The sequence below is a fragment of the Streptomyces sp. NPDC045022 genome, from assembly GCF_056432605.1.
This window is the reverse complement of record NZ_JBWKIR010000007.1, coordinates 1-18488: the sequence shown is the minus strand read 5'-3', so window position 1 is coordinate 18488 and position 18488 is coordinate 1. Positions and strand designations below refer to the sequence as shown.

Here is an 18488-nt window from a genome sequence, read left to right as displayed (position 1 = left end):
TCCCGGTGCACGCCGGGCCGGCGACGCGTGGCGCGGGTCCCCACAGGGGGCGTATGCCGATGTCCATGACCTGCTCACGGCCGAGGAGGTCGGCGAGGGGGATGGTGGGGACGGGACGGCGGGGGCTCAGAACGGCAGGGGCCGGGCGTGCACCACGTCCAGCCGGGACACCGCCCGCGTCAGCACCACGTACAGCCGGTGGGCGCCCCGCTCCTCCGCCTCGGCCACGGCTGCCGGTTCCACGGCGACGACATGGTCGTACTCCAGGCCCTTGACCAGGCTCGCGGGTACGACGGTGACGCGGGCACCGAGTGCGTCGGGGCCGGCCGAGCCGATACCGGACGCGGTGAGCGCCTCCCGTACGCCGTCCACGTCCGCGTCCGCCGCGACGACCCCGACCGACCCCTCCCTGGTGAGGGCGTCCCGTACGGCGGTCACGGTCGTGCCGAGGACGTCCTCGGTCGGGTGGACGGTCAGCTCGCCGTCCGTGCGCAGGGACCGGGCGGCCGGTACGGCCACGCCGAGGCGGGCGAGCAGCCGGTTGGCCAGCTCGACGACCGCCGCGGGCACCCGGAACCCGGTGGTCAGCGGCACCACGGCCGCGTCCGGCCTGCCGAGGTGGCGCAACTGGACGGACCAGTCCCGGGCGGCCCACGGCGTGGTGCCCTGGGCGAGATCGCCGAGGACGGTCAGCGAGCCGAAGGCGGCCCGGCGGGCGATGGCCCGGCACTCCATAAGAGACAGGTCCTGCGCCTCGTCCACGACGATGTGGCCGTAGCCCTCGGGGTGTGCGATCAGTCCGGACAGCTCGTCGATGAGGACGAGGTCGGCGGCCGACCAGCGGGCGGACTTCCACGAGCGCGGCGGGCGCGGCCACAGCAGCGCTGCCTGCTCCTCCGGGTCGAGCAGTCCGTCGGCCGCCCGGGCCAGCACCGTGCGGTCGGTGAGGAGTTCGGCGAGGACCTCCTCGGCGCGGGCCTTGGGCCAGACGGTGTCGAGGTGGGCGGTGAGCGGCCGGGAACGCTCGACACGGCGGACCCAGGAGGCCGGCCGGACCCCGGAGCGCCGCTCGGCCTGCTCCCGCAGGCGCCGTACCACCCGGGTGCGCACCCGCTCCCGGCCGACGGCGTACGGCGGCTGCTCGGCGCGCACCTGCTCGACGATGGCGGCCAGTTCACCGGCGGGCACCCGCCATCGGTAGGAGCCCTCCGGTACGGCGAGGTCGGCCACGCCCTCGACGGTCACGCGCGCGTACAGCGCCCGGCGCAGCACCTCGGCCATGCGGGCGTCGTGCTTGACGGTCGCCGTGGGGACGGGGTCGGTGCCGGTGACCGGGTGGTGGGCGATCTCGGCCTGGAGGGTGGACTGCCGGACGCCCGTCTCACCGAGGGCGGGCAGCACCTCGGCGATGTAGCCGAGGAAGGTGGGGTTGGGGCCGAGGATGAGCAGGCCGGAGCGCTGGAGCCGCTTGGGGTGGGTGTAGAGCAGGTAGGCGGCGCGGTGCAGGCCGACGGCGGTCTTGCCGGTGCCGGGGGCGCCCTGCACGCACACGGAGTCGGCGAGGTCCGCCCGCACGAGGTCGTCCTGTTCGGGCTGGATGGTGGCGGCGATGTCCCGCATGGGTCCGACCCGGGGCCGTTCGATCTCGCGGGCGACGATGTCGCTCGCCCGTGACTCGCCCCGGTCCAGGTGCTCGTCCTCCAGGCCGGTGAGGTCGGCCGAGTCGCCCTGGGTGCCCGGCGCCCAGCCGAACCGGCGCCGTGTCCCGACACCCTGCGGGGCGCGGGCGCTCGCCTGGTAGAAGGCGCGGGAGACGGGGGCCCGCCAGTCGACGACCAGGGGCGGGGCGGCCGGGTCCTCGGTGATCCGGACCCGGCCGACGTGGTAGTGCTGGCCGCCGTGCCCGGGTGCCTGGTCGGTGAAGTCGAGACGCCCGAAGAACAGCGGTCCGGGCGGCAGTTCGCGCATGGCCTTGGCCTGGCTGCGCAACCGGTGACCGAGGACCTCGGCGTCGGCACCGGAGGCGGAGACGTCCTCTCCGACGACGACCTGTTCGGCGGCGCCCTCGATCATCGCGACGAGGGCGGCGCGGCAGGTGTCGTGGTAGGCGCGCTCGGCGTGGAGGGCGGCATCGAGGGCGGGGTGGACTGACGTCATGACCCCAGCGTACGGGAAATTTGTAACCGAGTTAAATTTTTAACCGAGTCTCATTCGGTGTCCTCGGCGTCTCGCCCGAGCGGTCCCGGCACCCCCGCGGCCAGTCGCCCGAACGCCCGCTCGGCCGCCCGCACCGCGTCCGGCGCGACCCGCTCGACACTCTCCCCCGCCGCGATCCGCCGCCAGTTCTCGTGGGCGAGAACGCGCTGGACGGCGATGATCTGCCCCGCCGCCAGCCGGGCGTCCAGCCCCCCGCCCAGGGCCGCGGCGAGCGCCGCCTCCGACCGCTCCAGATAGCCGTACACCCGAGCCACCAGGGCCGGGGTCCCGTACAGCAGGGTGTGGAAGGCGAGCACCGCGGGATGGTCGTTCAGCCCGGTGACCGGATCACGCCGCTCCAGCCCGGCGAGGAAGTTCCGGCGCAGCGCGTCCACCGGATCGGCCGCCCCGGCGACCACCCGCGCGGCCTCCGCCTCATGGTCCGCGATCCGGTGCAGCACGAGGTCTTCCTTGGCCGGGAAGTACCGGAAGAGGGTCGGCTTGGAGATCCCGGCCGCCGCGGCGACCTCCGCCACCGAGACCGCGTCGAAGCCCCGCTCCAGGAACAGCCCGACGGCGATGTCCGAAACGTCCTGGTACATCCGCTGCTTCTTGCGCTCACGCAGGCCCATCTCTCCCATGGGGGGAGCCTACGCAGGCGCTGAGGGACGCGTCAGTCACCCGCCTGCGGCCCGGGCACCGGGCCCACCGGGGAGGACGCGCGCAAGGGGCGGGCAGGAGCCCAGAGATCGTCGAAGAGCTGACGGCGGCGCCGAATGGTCTCCTCCGCCACCGGCCCGTCGTCCAAGTGCCAGCGGGTCAGCAGCGTGGCGTCCCCGATGGGGTCGAGCAGTTCCCCTCGGGTTTCGCCCTCCGCGGGAGGCGGGCTGTACCGGTCCGGCCGCCGCCTGACCTTGTCGTAGATGCCCTCGACCAGGCGGTCGTCGTTGATGAGATGCAGTTTCAGGATCGGCGACGTGTGCAGCACCCGGAACTGGAGGTCCAGCGTCCCCAGCCCGGCGTGGCGCATCGTGCTGACCGTGTCGTTCAGGTCCGACTCGAAACCGAGGATCTTGCCTCTCAGGTAGGCACGGAACGCCGCCGCGTCGCCGACCGTGCCGTTCAGCACCAGCCCGGGCAGCTCGATCTCCTTGCTGAAGTCGGGCACGAGATAGCGGACGGTCACCTCGCGCCGCGGATTGGGAGGCAGGTCCTCGAGGAACTGCTTCAGTCGGGGGGCGGTGTTCTCCCCGGTGAAGCCCATGATGGCCAGCTGGACGTTCTCCTTGCGCCGCAGCTCCCGGTGGATCTCCTCCAGCAGTTCGTCCTTGGTGACCTGCACGCCCGGCGCCGAACGCTGTGCCACTCCGAACTCCGCGACATGCTCGCTCAGGACACGGATGGTGTCCCGCAGGTCCACCACGGCCTCCCGCTGGTCCGCATGGGCCACGGTCAGCCGTTCCATGGCGTCCCGCTGGGTCTCGTGAGCCGAGTTCAGCCGCTGTACCTCGCTGTAGAGCACATAGCCGACCAGGCTCAGCAGCGCACCGCCGATGTACGCCTTGCCCTCCAAGGCGTCACCCACCGGCTTGACGAACTGGGCGATCAGGCCGACGGCGAAGACCATCAGCAGCAGAATCCTGGAGACCGTGCCCTCGGCCTGCGCCCAACGGGCTGCCACCCTGTTTCTCAGCGTGCTGTCCGCCACCAGATCCCCCCGCCGGCAAGCACCTTGGAACCGTCGTGTTCATGGTGCCCGGTGAGCGGCCCGGTGAGGAAGGGGGCGAGCCGTGCCCGACTCAGCGTGACAGGCGTTCCTGCAGCGGCTGGTACGAGGCCAGCACGACCTTCGCCCCGGCATCGCGCATCCGCTGCCGCTTCACGGCATCGCGCCCGATGCCGATGAACCGGACCCCCGCTTGCTCGGCCGCCATGAAGTCCGTCGGGGTGTCCCCGATCATCACCGCCTCTTCGGGCGGCAGCCGCAGATCCCGCAGGGCACGGCGCAGGACGTCCGGGTGCGGCTTCATCAGATCGGGGTCGGCGCTCCGGCCGTGGACGGCGTCGAAACACCGCCGCAGATCGTTGGCGCGCAGGTACTCGTCCGCCGCCTCGGCGGCGTTGTTCGTGACGACGGCCAGCCGCACACCGCGCGCGTCCAGCCACCTGGCCAGCTCGGCCGCGCCGGAGGTGGCGCGCGCGACCAGGGCGGCCTTCCGCTCTCCGTCGGTGACCTGCTTGTCCAGGCGGGCCACCAGGTCGCCCAGGTCCCTGTTCCGTCGGGCCCGGTGGACGGCGCGCAACACCACGTGCGGGTCCTTGTCGGTGAGTTCGTCCCCGGACAGGACGCCCAGCAGGCCGGCGTCCGCGACGGTTCTCCGCAGGGCGTTCGCCAGTGGCATGGAACTGTTGTCCGGGAACAGCCGGCACAACGGCCCGTCGAAGTCGAACAGCACGCAGCCCGGTCCGGTGCCGCCCGTCAGGAGTTCCCACGCCTCCTCGACGTCGTCGTGCTCACCAGTCATGCCGTTCCATCCGCTCCTCGGACCGGTCGCCCGCGCCGGGGACCCCGAACAGCCTCGACGGCTGCGGGGCCGGGGGCAAGACCCGACACGCCCGTCGGGCCTACATCAAGGGTTCCCGGCTCCTGACCATCCATAGGAGCGGTTCCAGAGAGCGCACAACGTGCTCGGCGCCCGCCGCTCGTAGCTGTTTCTCGTTGCTCTCGGCATGTGCGTAGCCCAGGAAGGGGACGCCGGCCTCGCGGGCCGCATGGATGTCCGCGCCGGAGGCGCTGATCAACAGGGCGGCGGACGGGGCCGCTCCCATCGTGTTCAGGGCGCGGTTGAGGCAGTGCGGGTCCGGTTTGAGGCGGTGGAGGTGCTGGGTGCGGCCGTACAGGTGGGGGGTGAAACAGCCGGCGAGGCCCCGGGTCTCCAGGTACGTGCGGGCCGCCTGCGGCGAGTTGTCGGTGGTGATCGCGAGCCGGGCGCCGACGGCGGTCCAGGTGCGGATCAGCGGGTCGGCGTAGGCGGTCGGCAGCGCGGAGGCGGCCGCCCGCAGTTCCTCCCGGGTGAGCCGTTCCTCCAGTTCGGCGGCGAGGTCGCCGTGCGGGTGGCGGCGTCCGGCGGCGCGCAGGACGACCTGCGGGTCCAGCGTCCTGCGTTCGGAGTCGGTGAGCAGCCCCCGCAGGCCCCGCAGCTCCAGCCACTCCACGAGGTCCGCGGCCACCCGTTCCGCCCTGTGCCTGGCGTAGAGGCGGCAGATCGGGCCGTCGAAGTCCCACAGCACGACCCGAGCACTTGTGATCAGTTTCCGTAGCTTCTCGGTCTCAAGGGTCACTAGGAGAGTGTCAGGTCCGTGGTGATGGTTTCCCAGAGGGCGTCGAACCACTTCTGCGATTGCTCCACGAACGCCGCGTCCCGCTGTCCGGCCCGCTTGTCGAAGCAGAAGAGGAGGGATGCCGGGCCGAGGGTGTCGTACATCTCCAGCGTCCCGAAGTCGGTGGGCTCCTCACGGCGCGCGATCGTGTAGTACGCGAGCAGCGCCTCCACGCCGTTGAGCAGGTACAGCTTCACCGGCGGGGTGAACGGCAGGGCCCGGAAGGTGACATGGACGTCGATGTCGTGGGTGGAGCGCAGGGCTTGCAGGTTGTACTGGAGCACCTGCCCCTGGGCGTTGCGCATCGCCAGCCAGCGCTGGTGGACGGGGTCGTCGTCGCTCCCGGCGTCGACCGAAACCGGGAAGGCGAGCGCGATGTCCCGGGACGGGAGCATGATGCGGACGTCGACCCGCTCGGGGCGGATGCTGCCCATATGGATCAGGCGCAGCACCTCACCGAGGGCCGGAATCAGACTCTCCGCGGTCAGGCAGACCGCGTCGACCCGCACGTGCCGCGCCGAGAAGGCCTCCGTCAGCCGGGGGGCGAGGGCCACACAGGTCGGCTGGGGCTCGTCCGGGGCCGACCGCGGCTCGGCGACGCGGGGAGGGCTGCCCTTGCTGACGGTGCTGAGCAGCCCGTCCTCCTGGAGCGCCCGCAGGGCCTGGCGCACGGCACCGCGCTCCACCCCGAACTCCTCGGCCAGCTCGGCCTGCGTGGGCAGCCGCTCGCCGACCCGCAGGACGCCGGCGCTGATGCGTTCGCGCAGGGCGTCGGCGATCTGCTGGGGCGTGAACCTTCTGCCGCCGGTCACTGCCACGTTCTCCTGGGCCACGGACTCCTGGGCCACGGACGAACGGCACAACTTCCCGCCATCTCCCGGCACTTCATCGACAGCCGGCACGGACTCTCAGAAGAGGTCCGGGCACCACGGGCGCCCGGGGGAGCGGAACAGGGTGTCGGCCTTTCGGGCGGCGCCCTCTCGTTCCTCCTGGATCCGGCCGAGGGCGGCGAGCCGGAGCGGGGACTCCTCACCGAGCCACAGCCGGGCCAACTCGCCCACCTCGACGGTCAGATCGGCGCTCTCGGCGCTCGTCGGCGTGCAGGACGCCCCCTCCGGCGAGACCTCCAGCCGGAACCGGCCCCCGCCCAGTCCCTCCCGGTCGACGACCTCCAGCACCAGCGCGCCCTCCCCCTCGTACGTCCGCGCCTCCAGGGCCCGTACGACGTCCAGGATCCGCACCCAGAGCCAGTCCGTGTACTCGGTGAGCCGGGCGGCGCGCGGGTCGGGCAGGAAATCGGGCAGCAGGCCGTCCGGGCCGCGGCGACCGCTCTTGACCTTGGTGATCCAGTCGATCGAGCACACGTGATACCAGAGCGCGCGCTCGGCCGCCGGCGTCGAGGCGAGCAGCCAGTTCACGGCCGCGGTGCCGTCCGGTTGGTTGCCGTGCCAGCTGTCGTCGGACCGGTACGACACCAGGCCCTCGACCTCCCCGGAGGCGGCACGGTAGACGGCGTAGAACGGCTCCGTCCAGTTCGTGACGAAGCGGATCGCGCCGGTGGTCGTCTCCCACCACGTCCCGGTGCGGCTGACCGCACCGGGCTGCGTGCGGCGGACCCGCTCGTGCAGCTCCGGACCCAGCTTGCGCACCTCCGCGCCGTCCGCCATGTCGATCCGGCCCCCGTCCGCGGGACCCGACCAGCGCGGGTCGAGACCCGCCCGGCCCACCTCCACGGTCCACTCCGCCGTCCGGGTCGCCGGGCCGAAGCCGTAACGGCCGTAGATCGGGTACTCGGCCGCGATCAGGGTGGCCACGACGTCCCCGCGCTCCTTGGCAGCCGCGAGGTCCTGGTTCATCATCCGGGTCAGCAGGCCCCGGCGGCGGTGGGTGGGGCTGACGGTGACGCTGGAGACGGCGTTCGCGGGGACCAGGGTGCCGCCCACCGCGGTGACTTCCTGGGGGAAGGAGCGGAAGGTCGCCACGCACCGGCCGTCGTCGAACGCACCGAGCAGGCGGGCCGGCGCGCACTGCCGCCGGTGGGCCTCGACCTGCTCCTCGGTCAGCACCGGCGGGCGCAGGAACCCCGTGGAGAGGGCGCGCAGCCAGGTCTCGAAGTCGGCCTCACCGACCGGGCGTACGTCAGTCATGAGGTCACCGTAGGCAGCCGGCGCGGGCCCTGTCGCGCCTATTTCCGCCGCCTCCCCGGGTCACGTCAGCAGGTCGTCCACCTGCGCCTCGCCCACCCGGTACCGGCGTGCGATCTCCCCGCTGCAGTCGTCGGTCGTGTGCTGCAGCCGCTGGCGTCGCCGGGAGACCTCCTGCTCGTAGCGGACCAGGCGGCCCATGGCGCTGGCCAGTTCGAGGTCCGTGCGGGCCTCGAGGTCGGACAGCTCGACCTCGGCGAGCATCTCCGCGGCCAGCTGCCGGTACTCCTCGTTGTGCGGGGTGCCGAGCGTGACATGGCGGGCGGAGGAGCGGTGCCGGGCCGGGGCGTCCTTGAGGATCTCCGGGAGCCGGTCGACCACGGAGCCGTCCGCGGGCGCCGGCACGGATGCCCGGCCGCGCCGGCACAGCTCAGCGCGCAGGATGTCGATCCGGCCCTGCAGCAGCCGCCGCAGATAGCTGAGGTCGGCCTCGTCACGCTGGGCGTCGCGGCGCAGGGCGCGCAGTTCGGGCAGGCTCAGCCGGGCCAGGTCGTGTTCGGGTGGGTCCGCGGGGAGCGCCGGGCTCGTCGTGCCGTCGCCGCGCTGCGCGGGCGGCCGGCATGTGCCGTGCGTTCCCAGCCGCCCGCTGGTACTCGGTGTGCTCATGTGGTTTCGACCGTCCCCTCGACCGGCGTGTGCAAGCATCGTGCCACCCCAACCGACCCCTATGTGACCGAGTGCCCCCGAACGGCCCCAGATGGGCGGTAAGAGATCCATATTGGACCCCCTGTGGCCGAGCGCGGGGCACCCGGCATGATGGTCCGCATGCGTGCGGTGGTGCAGAGGGTGGACGGCGCGAGCGTCGTCGTGGACGGCGAGACGGTGGGCGCGATCGAGGGCGAGGGGCTGTGCGTCCTCGTCGGGGTGACCCACGAGGACACCAAGGAGAAGGCGGCCCAGCTGGCCCGCAAACTCTGGTCGATCCGGATGCTCCAGGACGAGAGGTCGTGCAGCGACATCGACGCCCCGCTGCTCGTGATCAGCCAGTTCACGCTGTACGGCGACGCCCGCAAGGGCCGCCGGCCCACCTGGAACGCGGCGGCCCCGGGCGATGTCGCGGAGCCGCTGGTGGACGAGGTGGTGGCCCGGCTGCGGGACCTGGGCGCGACGGTGGCGACGGGCCGGTTCGGCGCGCGGATGCGGGTGTCGCTGACGAACGACGGCCCGTTCACCGTGCTGCTGGAGATCTAGGGCGCGCGCCGGCGGGGTGCCGGCACACCGGGGCGAGAGCACCGCGGTTCCCGAGGGGCGCGGGGAACTGCGCGACGAGCCCCCCACGCGCCCGCGGTCGCGCGACTACGGCTCGACCACGACCTCCTGCGCGGCCGCCGTCTCTCCGGCCAGGAGCCTCGCGTCGGTGGGGATGTTGCGCTTGACGAGGGCGAGGGCGACCGGGCCCAGTTCGTGGTGGCGTGCGGACGTCGTCACGAAGCCGATCTTGCGGCCGTCGGGGCCCTCGTCCGCGAGGCGGATGTCCGTGCCGGGCACCGGCAGGTGGACCTCGCTGCCGTCCAGGTGCAGGAAGACCAGCCGGCGGGGCGGCTTGCCCAGGTTCTGCACGCGGGCGACCGTCTCCTGGCCGCGGTAGCAGCCCTTCTGCAGATGCACCGCCGTGCCGATCCAGCCCAGCTCGTGCGGGATCGTGCGGTGGTCGGTCTCGAAACCGAGCCGGGGGCGGTGGTGCTCCACGCGCAGCGCCTCGTAGCCGAGCAGTCCGGCGGCGGGGCCGTACTGCGCCGCGAAGGACTCCAGGTCGGCTCGCGGGAGGAAGAGATCACGGCCGTACGCCGTCTCGCGGACGACGACGCCCTCGGGCACCTCGGCGATCGAACCGGCCGGCAGGTGGACGACCGCGACGTCGGCGGTGCGGTCGGCGACCTCCACCCGGTAGAAGAACTTCATCGACTCCAGGTAGGCGATCAGCGCGTCCTGGGTGCCGGGCTCGACGTGCGCCCAGACCGTCGTACCGTCATCCACCAGGTACAGGGCGTGCTCGATGTGGCCGTGCGCGGAGAGGATCAGCGCCTCGGTCGCCTGGCCCGCGGGCAGTTCGCTGACGTGCTGGGTGAGGAGGAGGTGCAGCCAGCTCAGCCGGTCCTCGCCGCTGACGGTGATGACACCGCGATGCGAGAGATCGACGAAACCGGTGCCGTCGGCGAGGGCACGCTGCTCGCGGAACAGGTCGCCGTAGTGGGCGGCGACTCCTTCGTCCACTCCTTCACCGGGGACGGCGCCGGGCAGGGACAGCAGAGGGCTCTTCATACCGCAAGCCTACGACGTGGTAGTTGAGCTCTTCAGTGAACAGTCCTCGCACCGGCCGAAGATCGCGAAGTGCTTCAGGTCGGTGTCGAACCCGAACTGCTGCCGGAGCTTGGCCGTGAACTCGGCCGCCACGTCGACGTCCGCCTCGATCACGTTCTCGCAGTCCCGGCACACCAGGTGCAGATGGTGGTGGCGGTCGGCGAGGTGGTAGGTGGGCGCCCCGTGGCCGAGGTGGGCGTGGCTGACCAGGCCCAGTTCCTCCAGCAGCTCGAGCGTCCGGTAGACCGTGGAAATGTTGACCCCCGACGCCGTCTTCCTCACTTCCACGAGGATGTCGTCGGGGGTCGCGTGCTCAAGGGTGTCCACGGCTTCGAGGACAAGCTGCCGCTGCGGCGTCAGCCGGTAGCCGCGCTGCCTGAGGTCGCTCTTCCAGTCGATGCTCACCACACCGAAGAGTCTAGGACCACTTGGGCGGGCCTACTTGAAGAAGGCGATGCCGTCGTCCGGCAGGTCGTCCGGCAGGGCCTTCGCCCAGCGCTCGACCTCCTCGGGGGTGACGACCTTCTTCAGGTGGGCCGACATGTAGGGGCGCAGCTCGACCCCGGGGGTCTGCTTCTCGCCGACCCACATCAGGTCACTCTTGACATAGCCGTACAGCCGCTTGCCGCCGGTGTACGGCTGGGCGGCGGCGGTCCGGGCGACGGTGTCCGTGACCAGGTCGATCTGCGGCTTCTTGTCGGCCATCTCGCCGTACCAGACCTCGACCGTGCCGTCGTCGCGGGTCATCGTGACCTCGACCTTGCGGTCGGCGTCGATCCGCCAGAAGCCGGACTCCGACTCCAGCGGACGGACCTTGTTGCCGTCCTTGTCCAGCACCCAGGTGTGGGAGTGGTACTCCAGGAAGTCCCGGCCGTCGTGGATGAAGCTGACCTCCTGCCCGAAGTTGCACTTCTCCGAGCCGGGGAAGTCGTGCACCCCCGCGCCGGCCCAGTTGCCGAGCAGGAAGGCGAGCGGGACGAGGTCCTTGTGCAGGTCGGACGGGATCTCGATCATGAGGGGAAGCTTTCCTAGGTGTGGATCAGCGCTGGCCCTGGTACAGCTTCTTCACGGTCAGACCGGCGAAGGCGAGCACGCCGACGCACACCAGGACCAGCAGGGTTTCGAAGAAGATCTCCACGGGGTGCTCCTTGAGCGGGGTCGGGGGTCCCCCTGCTCCAAGGCCCGGGGGAATACGACAGAGCCGGGGCCCAGCTTACGCGGCCCCGGCCCGGCTCACTTTGTGAGGTGGGCGGTACGGCTACCCTGCCCGCATGGCGAAGAAGCTCGTGATCAAAGTGACGGCCGGGGCCGACGCCCCCGAGCGCTGCTCGCAGGCGTTCACGGTGGCGGCGGTGGCGGTGGCCAGCGGGGTCGATGTCTCGCTGTGGCTGACCGGGGAATCGTCCTGGTTCGCGCTGCCGGGACGGGCGGCCGAGTTCGAGCTTCCGCACGCGGCCCCGCTGCCGGACCTGATCGACTCGGTCCTCGCGGCCGGCCGGATCACGCTGTGCACGCAGTGCGCGGCCCGCCGGGAGATCACGGAGAAGGACGTCCTGGAGGGCGTCCGGATCGCGGGCGCGCAGGTCTTCGTCCAGGAGTCCCTGGCGGACGACACGCAGGCGCTCGTGTACTGAGCCTCTTCACGAGTGGCCTTTCACCGGCGCTCACGACCGCGGGCGCTTCTTGCCGTCCAGCTCGTCCCACCAGTCGTCGGACTGCGGATCCCCGGACGGGTCGTCCCACCAGCGGTCCTCGGGGCCCCGCCGGTTGGCGATCATGGCGGCGACCGGCGGGATGACCATGGCCACGACGCACATGCCGACGGCGGCCGGCACCGACCACAGGCGCACGACGCTCCAGGCCAGGACGAAGAGCCCGATGCACGTCCCCATCATGGCGAAGTAGAGATGACGCCGCCGCGCGTACATGGTTCCAGGGTAGGGCCGACGGCCCTGTCACAGCTGATCGACAATCCCGGCTCGTGCCCGGCCCGCAGGGTTACCGTGGCGTAGTCGTACCGGATTCCGAACGCTCTCACCGACCCGGGGGAACCACCACATGCGTGCCCTGCGAATACTTCTGATCGTCGTCGTGATCCTGGGCGGGCTCTTCGTGATCGCGGACCGGGTCGCCGTGCACTTCGCGGAGGGCAAGGCCGCGGACAAGCTGAAGGCGACGGAGAACCTGGCCTCCACCCCGGACGTGGACATCAAGGGCTTCCCGTTCCTCACCCAGGCCGCGGGCGGCTCCCTCGACGACGTCGAGGTCGGCATCAAGGACTACGAGGCGGACACCGGCAAGGCCGGTCAGACCATCCGCATCGACGACCTGACGGCCGACATGAAGGGCGTGGAGTTCTCCGGCGACTACAGCTCCGCCACCGCGGACACCGCCACCGGCACCGCGACGATCTCCTACGCCGAGCTGCTCAGGACCGCCAAGTCCGAGCCGACCGACGTCGGCCTCGGCGTCACGGCCCGTGTCGTCGGCCTCTCCGACGGCGGCAACGGCAAGATCAAGGTCGCGGTCAAGGTGAAGGGCACGGTGGCGGGGGCCGTACCCATCGACCGGACGGTGTCCGTGCTCAGCTCGGTGACCGTCGAGAACGACAGGGTCCAGGTCCACGCCGACTCCCTGCCCGCGGTCAGCGGCCTCGCGCTCGCCGAGAACCGGGTCCGCACGATCACCGACTTCCAGCAGGCCATCGACCGGCTGCCCGGCGGCATCAAGCTGGACAAGGTCCAGGCCGCCCCGGACGGGGTCGAGATCAGCGTGAAGGGTTCGCACGTCAGGCTGGCGGGGTAGACAGCATGCTGATGGACGCCCGCGTCCGACTGGCGAGACGGTGGCGTCCGTAGCGTAGATGCGTCGCCTTCACGTGTGCCCGGAGGCCCTAGGACGGCTGCCCGGGCACCTCTCTTGTCCCACTATCCGGACCATCGCGTCTCGCCATATGACACCCCGGTGACACGCCCGCCCGGACGTCCCTACGATCGACCGCATGAAGCGACAGGCGGATCTCACGAAGCGGCGGGCAGTGGACCTGTGCCGCGTTGCCGCCATGCTCTGTCGCCCCTTCTGAGCGAAAGTCCCCGACTTCCGCGTCTCACCGCCGCCCTGCTGGAAGGGCACCCGTGCGCCGTACGCGCGCACCCTCTGCATTCGCACGCCCCGCCGCAACTGCCCCGGAGGAGAAAGAGCATGAGCCGCAGCGACGTCCTGGTCGACGCCGACTGGGTCCAGGAGCACCTGGACGACCCCACGATCGCGATCGTCGAGGTGGACGAGGACACGTCCGCCTACGAGAAGAACCACATCAAGAACGCGATCCGCATCGACTGGACCAAGGATCTGCAGGACCCGGTCCGCCGTGACTTCATCGACCAGGAGGGCTTCGAGAAGCTCCTGTCGGAGAAGGGCATCGCCAACGACACCCAGGTGATCCTCTACGGCGGCAACAACAACTGGTTCGCGTCCTACGCCTACTGGTACTTCAAGCTGTACGGCCACGAGAACGTCAAGCTCCTCGACGGCGGCCGCAAGAAGTGGGAGCTGGACGCCCGCGAGCTGGTCCCCGGCGACGAGGTGCCCGAGCGCCCGAAGACGGACTACAAGGCCAAGCCGCAGGACACCTCCATCCGTGCCTTCCGCGACGACGTCGTCGCCGCGATCGGCGCGCAGAACCTGGTCGACGTCCGTTCCCCCGACGAGTTCTCCGGCAAGCTGCTCGCCCCGGCGCACCTGCCGCAGGAGCAGTCGCAGCGTCCGGGTCACGTCCCGAGCGCCCGGAACATCCCGTGGTCGAAGAACGCCAACGACGACGGCACCTTCAAGTCGGACGACGAGCTGAAGGAGCTGTACACCGAGGAGAACGTGGACCTCGCCAAGGACACGATCGCCTACTGCCGCATCGGTGAGCGCTCGGCCCTGACGTGGTTCGTGCTGCACGAGCTGCTCGGTGTGCAGAACGTCAAGAACTACGACGGCTCCTGGACCGAGTACGGCTCCCTCGTCGGCGTGCCGATCGAGCTCGGCGCCAACAAGTAACCCATCCCGACCGACCTTCCGGTCAGACCCCTCTGGAGAAACAGCATGTGTGGAGCGAAGGCCGGCGGCCCGGACGCCTCGACGATCAAGCCGGGTGAGACCACGATCCAGGGTCAGGTGACCCGCGACGGTGAGCCGGTGACGGGCTACGTCCGTCTGCTGGACTCGACCGGTGAGTTCACCGCGGAGGTTCCCACCTCCGCCACGGGGCAGTTCCGCTTCTACGCGGCCGAGGGCACGTGGACCGTTCGCGCGCTGGTGCCCGGCGGCACGGCCGACCGCACGGTTGTCGCCCAGCAGGGCGGGCTGGCTGAGGTCGCCATCGCGGTCTGAGCAGCCCGTCAGGGCTCAGTGACGGCTGAGGGCCGCATCCCCTGGGTTGGACGCCAGTGGGGGTGCGGCCCTTCGGCTGTTCCCGGCGTTCCGTGGGCGTTCCGTCAGCAGCGTGCCCGCACGGCCGCGAGGCCGATCGCCGCGAGCAGGGCGGCGACACAGAGGGCGGTGAGCAGGCCGCTCACGGCCGAACCGTCGGCCACCCGGCGTTTGGAACGACGCGCGGGACGACGCACCTGACGAGGGGCGGGCCGAGGGAGGGGGCGAGGGGCGGGGGCGTCGTGCGTGCCCCGCACTCCGGGATGAAACGGCGGTAGCGCGTAGGCCGGCCATGGGCCCGTCGGCCGGTCCCGCGGCGGCACCTGCTCCCGCTGCCGCGCGCACTCCTCGTACGGCAGTCCCCCGGCGGCCGTCATGCGCGGTGCTCCTGTCGCTGGTGCTGGCGCAGCAGAACGTTGGCGTCGGTCTCGGCGCTGCGGTCGTACACCCCCCGCGCGGCCTCCCGCCGCTCCGCCAGAGCCAGGCACGCGGCACAGCCGGGGACGGGACGCGGCGGCCGGCCGGCGTCGTCCAGGGGCGGGGGAAGCGACGGCACCGCTCGGATGCGCTGATTGACGGCCTGGACACTCGCGCCGATCCGCTCCCGGTCCGTGGCCGGACGCACGGCCTCCGGGTCGGCCTGCCACTCCACTCCCCCGCCGACGGGGCGGAGCATCACGTAGGGACCGGCTCGGTCGCGGTACTCGCCGACCTTGCCCGTGGCGAGGTCGTAGAGGAGGCGTCCGGGCTCGTGGGGCGCGGGCTTCGTCGACATGGCGGCCAGCTCCTTTCCTTGAACGTGTGCGCAGCGCGAAGTTGCAGCTACGCTGCGTGTTCGTGCGGTGTTCAAGAGCATGGCGCACGGAAAGAGCGTCTGGGCTGTTGAGAGGCCCAAATTCAACGCTGGGCCTGCCAAATTCAACAAATTCAACAGGAGCGGGATGCCGCAGCGACTGGTGATCACGGGGCGGAGTCAGGAGCCGAGGGGGCGGTTCACCGAGGAACTGCGGCGCCTGAGAAGCGAGCGCGGCCTGAGCCTGCGGGACCTCGCGAAGGAAGTGGGCTGGGACTCCTCCCAGTTCAGCAAGATGGAGAGCGGGCGGACGCTGGGCGGCCCGGAGGTCGTGCAGGCGCTGGACCAGTTCTACGGGACGCCGGGGTTGCTGGTGACCTTGTGGGAGCTGGCGGTGGCGGATCCGACGCAGTTCAGGGAGCAGTACCGGCGGTACATGGTGCTGGAGGCCGAGGCGATCAGCCTGTGGCACTACGCGGTGAGCGCGCCACCGGGTCTTCTTCAAACAGCCGGGTACGCGCGCGAGGCGCTCGGAGTGGGCTGGCTCAAGGGCCCCGAACTGGACCAGCAGGTCGAGGCGCGCCTGGGACGACGACAGTTGCTGGAGGGTGACGACCCGCCGCCTTTCCGCGTCATCCTCTCCGAGGCGGTGCTGCGAACGTCGCTGGAAGACGTGGGGGCTTGGCGGAAACAGTTGGCGTACTTGGCGGAAGCCGCCGAGCGCCCGAACATCACCCTCCAGGTGCTGCCGTTCAGCGCTGGTCTCCACGGCCTGTTGAACACCGCCGTGATGTTCTTGCGACTGCTTGACGGCCGCACGGTCGCCTACACAGAAAACGACCTGCGGGGCGAACTGGTCGAAGATAACGCCTCAGTTGAGCTTCTACAGCGTAGGTACGATGCGATGCGTGACCTGGCGCTGCCACCGGCCGAGTCGTGCAAGTTCATCCTGCGAATGTTGGAGGAGACGCAGTGCGAGCCATCGACCTGAGCGGTGTGACCTGGCGCAAGAGCAGCTACAGCAACACGAGCGGCGGCGAGTGCGTGGAGGTCTCCGACGACTTCCTGAACGCCGCCGCCTGGCGCAAGAGCAGCTACAGCAACTCGGACGGCGGCCAGTGCGTGGAGGTCGCCGACAACCTCCCCTCCGTCGTCCCCGTCCGCGACAGCAAGGCCCCCGCCCGCGGAGCCCTGGTCTTCCAGGCCACCGCCTGGGCGGCCTTCGTTGACGGAGTCAAGCGTCAACTCTCCTGATCCGGAGCGCGCTTGACGGCCCCCACAGCCCCCACCTGCCAGGTGAAGGTGTCCGAGTTCGAGACGGGCCCGGCCCGGATCGTACGGTTTTGGGCCGGGCCGCACTTCACCTGCCGATCAGCTCGACATACTGGCGAACATGCCGGGCTCGTACGAACCCCCTGGGTTGTGCACGATCACGTTCATCCGGGTGGCCGCATTGATCAGGGCGACCAGGCAGACCAGCGCGCCGACCTGGTCGTCGTCGTAGTGCTTGCGCACCTCGGCCCAGGTCTCGTCGGACACGCCGTGGTCGCCGAGCCGAGTGCCCTCCTCGGCGAGCGCCAGTGCGGCCCGCTCGGCCTGGGTGAACACGGTGCTGTGACGCCAGGCGGCGACCAGGTTGAGCCGAAGCGCGGTCTCACCAGCGGCTGCTGCCTCCTTGGTGTGGATGTCGACACAGAAACCGCAGCCGTTGATCTGGCCGACACGCAACTCCACCAGCTCCCGCAGGGTCTTCGGCAACGTCGACTGTTCCAGGACCGACGAGACGTTGTAGAACCGCTTGGCGACCTTCGCGGCGGTCGGGCTGTCGAACAGGTTGAAACGAGGTTCCATGACTTCGTCCTCACTCGTGGGGTGGCGTGCCCCGCGGATTGTCCGCACGGCGTCATGACGGACATGGAGATGCCGCCGCCCCGCTCCCTGTGACAGCGGGGTCGTGTGACGTCCGCCACCGATCGTGGGTGTCACAAAGCGGTCGGGACCGGCGTCCTGTGTGCGTCACGGTCGACGTCGAACAGGCAGGAGCCAGCCATGGGCGAGCGCAGCGAGCGAACAAGAGGCACAGCCGAGCCGCTCGCACACGGCAGCGGCATGGACTCCGCCACCGAGGCATTCGTCGCCCACCGGAACCTGCTGTTCACCGTCGCCTACGAGATGCTCGGCTCAGCAGCCGACGCGGAGGACGTTTTGCAGGAGACCTGGATGCGATGGGTGGGCGTCGCTCTCGACACCGTGCACGATCAGCGCGCTTACCTGGTCCGGATCACCACCCGCCAGGCGCTCGGCCGGCTGCGCACACTCCGTCGGCGCAAGGAGTCCTACGTCGGCCCCTGGCTGCCCGAGCCGCTGCTCACCACGCCGGACGTGGCCGAGGACGTCGAGCTGGCCGACAGCGTCTCGATGGCGATGCTGCTGGTACTGGAGACGCTCATGCCGACCGAGCGGGCGGTGTTCGTGCTGCGCGAGGTCTTCGGTCTGGAGTACGACGAGATCGCGGAAGCCGTCGACAAGAGCCCGGCCGCGGTCCGCCAGATCGCGCACCGGGCGCGGGCACACGTCGCAGCGCGTCGACCGCGTGGGGTCCCTTCTCCGGCCGAGACCCGAGAAGCGCTCAAGGCGTTCCAACGCGCGATCGAGACGGGCGATCTGCAAAGCCTGCTCGACATCCTCGCGCCGAATGTCGTCTTCTTGGGTGACGGCGGCGGAGTCGTGCAGGCCGTGCCGGCCCCCGTCGTAGGGGCCGGTCCAGTGGCCGAGCTGGTCGCTGGGGTGGGCAGGTTCGGCGCCGCGGCATCACTGCAGCCGGCACAGGTCAATGGCTACCAAGCGCTCATTCTCCGGCTCGACGGCGAGATCGACACCGTCATGGCGGTGCGCATCGACGACGGCCTCATCACCGGGCTCTACGCCGTGCGCAACCCCGAGAAGCTCTCACGTGTCGAGCTGCCGACCCCCCTGTGCCGCTGATCGGTGAGCGGCTCGCATATCGCCGCTCATGCGGTCGGGCCCCCGGCGTCTCCGGGACGAGGTGACCGACGCCTGCCACCCCCGGCACCCCGACGGCGACTAGGGCCTGTGTGACGTTGTGATCAGCCAGTTGCCTTCAGCAGGTCGTTGATCCAGATCATTGAGGCACGGAGGTGGAGGCCGGCGAGGTAGCTCTCGGGCGACTTGTC

At 70.8% G+C, this 18488-nt stretch carries 23 protein-coding genes; 9 read left to right on the top strand and 14 right to left on the bottom strand.

Annotated elements, in window-relative coordinates:
- Positions 1 to 126: 126 nt before the first annotated feature.
- The 8 genes from AC07C1_RS14725 to AC07C1_RS14690 form a co-directional block, all read right to left on the bottom strand.
- A complete protein-coding gene (locus AC07C1_RS14725; protein ID WP_478939059.1) occupies positions 127 to 2157 on the bottom strand; it encodes a HelD family protein in 2031 nt (676 codons plus the stop codon).
- 50 nt (positions 2158 to 2207) lie between these two features.
- Positions 2208 to 2837 (bottom strand): TetR family transcriptional regulator, encoded by a 630-nt coding sequence (locus AC07C1_RS14720; protein WP_478939058.1) that lies wholly within the window; start codon positions 2835 to 2837, stop codon positions 2208 to 2210.
- 32 nt (positions 2838 to 2869) lie between these two features.
- The gene (locus AC07C1_RS14715) at positions 2870 to 3877 is read right to left on the bottom strand and encodes an ATP/GTP-binding protein (protein WP_478939057.1); all 1008 of its coding nucleotides are present in this window, start codon (positions 3875 to 3877) and stop codon (positions 2870 to 2872) included.
- A gap of 118 nt (positions 3878 to 3995) precedes the next feature.
- Positions 3996 to 4721: an HAD family hydrolase gene (locus AC07C1_RS14710; protein ID WP_478939056.1), complete on the bottom strand. Its 726-nt coding sequence runs from the start codon at positions 4719 to 4721 to the stop codon at positions 3996 to 3998.
- A gap of 100 nt (positions 4722 to 4821) precedes the next feature.
- On the bottom strand, positions 4822 to 5538 hold the full coding sequence (locus AC07C1_RS14705; protein WP_478939055.1) for an HAD family hydrolase: 717 nt from the start codon (positions 5536 to 5538) through the stop codon (positions 4822 to 4824).
- Positions 5538 to 6425, bottom strand: coding sequence for a GntR family transcriptional regulator (locus AC07C1_RS14700; RefSeq protein ID WP_478939054.1), 888 nt, complete (start codon positions 6423 to 6425; stop codon positions 5538 to 5540). The genes AC07C1_RS14705 and AC07C1_RS14700 overlap by 1 nt, the downstream gene beginning before the upstream one ends.
- Positions 6426 to 6485: 60 nt before the next feature.
- Positions 6486 to 7724 (bottom strand): GNAT family N-acetyltransferase, encoded by a 1239-nt coding sequence (locus AC07C1_RS14695; RefSeq protein ID WP_478939053.1) that lies wholly within the window; start codon positions 7722 to 7724, stop codon positions 6486 to 6488.
- Positions 7725 to 7784: 60 nt separating this feature from the next.
- Positions 7785 to 8387 carry an RsiG family protein gene (locus AC07C1_RS14690; RefSeq protein ID WP_478939052.1) on the bottom strand — a complete coding sequence of 201 codons (603 nt, stop codon included), beginning with the start codon at positions 8385 to 8387 and terminating at the stop codon, positions 7785 to 7787.
- A gap of 159 nt (positions 8388 to 8546) precedes the next feature.
- Between AC07C1_RS14690 and dtd the strand changes: the two genes are divergently transcribed.
- On the top strand, positions 8547 to 8972 hold the full coding sequence (dtd, locus tag AC07C1_RS14685) for a D-aminoacyl-tRNA deacylase (protein ID WP_478939051.1): 426 nt from the start codon (positions 8547 to 8549) through the stop codon (positions 8970 to 8972).
- Positions 8973 to 9077: 105 nt separating this feature from the next.
- Here dtd and ygfZ read toward each other — a convergent pair whose 3' ends face one another.
- The 3 genes from ygfZ to AC07C1_RS14670 are packed head-to-tail and all read right to left on the bottom strand — an operon-like array spanning position 9078 to position 11096.
- Positions 9078 to 10043, bottom strand: coding sequence for a CAF17-like 4Fe-4S cluster assembly/insertion protein YgfZ (gene ygfZ, locus AC07C1_RS14680; RefSeq protein ID WP_478939050.1), 966 nt, complete (start codon positions 10041 to 10043; stop codon positions 9078 to 9080).
- 9 nt (positions 10044 to 10052) lie between these two features.
- Positions 10053 to 10490, bottom strand: coding sequence for a Fur family transcriptional regulator (locus AC07C1_RS14675; RefSeq protein WP_478939049.1), 438 nt, complete (start codon positions 10488 to 10490; stop codon positions 10053 to 10055).
- 30 nt (positions 10491 to 10520) lie between these two features.
- Complete coding sequence (locus tag AC07C1_RS14670; protein WP_478939048.1) at positions 10521 to 11096, bottom strand: heme-binding beta-barrel domain-containing protein; 576 nt, start codon at positions 11094 to 11096, stop codon at positions 10521 to 10523.
- Between the two features lie 257 nt (positions 11097 to 11353).
- Here AC07C1_RS14670 and AC07C1_RS14665 point away from each other — a divergent pair, with 257 nt between their 5' ends.
- Positions 11354 to 11716, top strand: a complete 363-nt coding sequence (locus AC07C1_RS14665; protein WP_478939047.1) for a DsrE family protein — start codon at positions 11354 to 11356, stop codon at positions 11714 to 11716.
- Between the two features lie 30 nt (positions 11717 to 11746).
- Here AC07C1_RS14665 and AC07C1_RS14660 read toward each other — a convergent pair whose 3' ends face one another.
- Positions 11747 to 12010 carry a DUF3099 domain-containing protein gene (locus AC07C1_RS14660; RefSeq protein ID WP_478939046.1) on the bottom strand — a complete coding sequence of 88 codons (264 nt, stop codon included), beginning with the start codon at positions 12008 to 12010 and terminating at the stop codon, positions 11747 to 11749.
- 130 nt (positions 12011 to 12140) lie between these two features.
- On the opposite strand from AC07C1_RS14660, the gene AC07C1_RS14655 reads away from it, so the two are divergent.
- The 4 genes from AC07C1_RS14655 to AC07C1_RS14640 all read left to right on the top strand — a co-directional run bounded on the left by AC07C1_RS14655 (position 12141) and on the right by AC07C1_RS14640 (position 14462).
- A complete protein-coding gene (locus AC07C1_RS14655) occupies positions 12141 to 12887 on the top strand; it encodes an LmeA family phospholipid-binding protein (protein WP_478939045.1) in 747 nt (248 codons plus the stop codon).
- Positions 12888 to 13083: 196 nt separating this feature from the next.
- On the top strand, positions 13084 to 13164 hold the full coding sequence (locus AC07C1_RS14650; RefSeq protein WP_350751515.1) for an Ms5788A family Cys-rich leader peptide: 81 nt from the start codon (positions 13084 to 13086) through the stop codon (positions 13162 to 13164).
- A 119-nt stretch (positions 13165 to 13283) separates the two neighbouring features.
- Positions 13284 to 14129 (top strand): sulfurtransferase, encoded by an 846-nt coding sequence (locus AC07C1_RS14645; RefSeq protein WP_478939044.1) that lies wholly within the window; start codon positions 13284 to 13286, stop codon positions 14127 to 14129.
- Positions 14130 to 14174: 45 nt separating this feature from the next.
- Positions 14175 to 14462 carry a DUF1416 domain-containing protein gene (locus AC07C1_RS14640; RefSeq protein WP_004986406.1) on the top strand — a complete coding sequence of 96 codons (288 nt, stop codon included), beginning with the start codon at positions 14175 to 14177 and terminating at the stop codon, positions 14460 to 14462.
- A 412-nt stretch (positions 14463 to 14874) separates the two neighbouring features.
- On the opposite strand, the gene AC07C1_RS14635 is transcribed toward AC07C1_RS14640, so the two are convergent.
- The gene (locus tag AC07C1_RS14635; RefSeq protein WP_478939043.1) at positions 14875 to 15276 is read right to left on the bottom strand and encodes a hypothetical protein; all 402 of its coding nucleotides are present in this window, start codon (positions 15274 to 15276) and stop codon (positions 14875 to 14877) included.
- Between the two features lie 166 nt (positions 15277 to 15442).
- Between AC07C1_RS14635 and AC07C1_RS14630 the strand changes: the two genes are divergently transcribed.
- Positions 15443 to 16285: a helix-turn-helix domain-containing protein gene (locus AC07C1_RS14630; protein WP_478939427.1), complete on the top strand. Its 843-nt coding sequence runs from the start codon at positions 15443 to 15445 to the stop codon at positions 16283 to 16285.
- Positions 16267 to 16548 carry a DUF397 domain-containing protein gene (locus AC07C1_RS14625; RefSeq protein ID WP_478939042.1) on the top strand — a complete coding sequence of 94 codons (282 nt, stop codon included), beginning with the start codon at positions 16267 to 16269 and terminating at the stop codon, positions 16546 to 16548. Before AC07C1_RS14630 ends, AC07C1_RS14625 begins: the two co-directional genes overlap by 19 nt.
- 117 nt (positions 16549 to 16665) lie before the next feature.
- Here AC07C1_RS14625 and AC07C1_RS14620 read toward each other — a convergent pair whose 3' ends face one another.
- Positions 16666 to 17145: a carboxymuconolactone decarboxylase family protein gene (locus AC07C1_RS14620; RefSeq protein ID WP_478939041.1), complete on the bottom strand. Its 480-nt coding sequence runs from the start codon at positions 17143 to 17145 to the stop codon at positions 16666 to 16668.
- Between the two features lie 198 nt (positions 17146 to 17343).
- Between AC07C1_RS14620 and AC07C1_RS14615 the strand changes: the two genes are divergently transcribed.
- A complete protein-coding gene (locus tag AC07C1_RS14615) occupies positions 17344 to 18279 on the top strand; it encodes an RNA polymerase sigma-70 factor (RefSeq protein WP_478939040.1) in 936 nt (311 codons plus the stop codon).
- Positions 18280 to 18488: the final 209 nt, after the last annotated feature.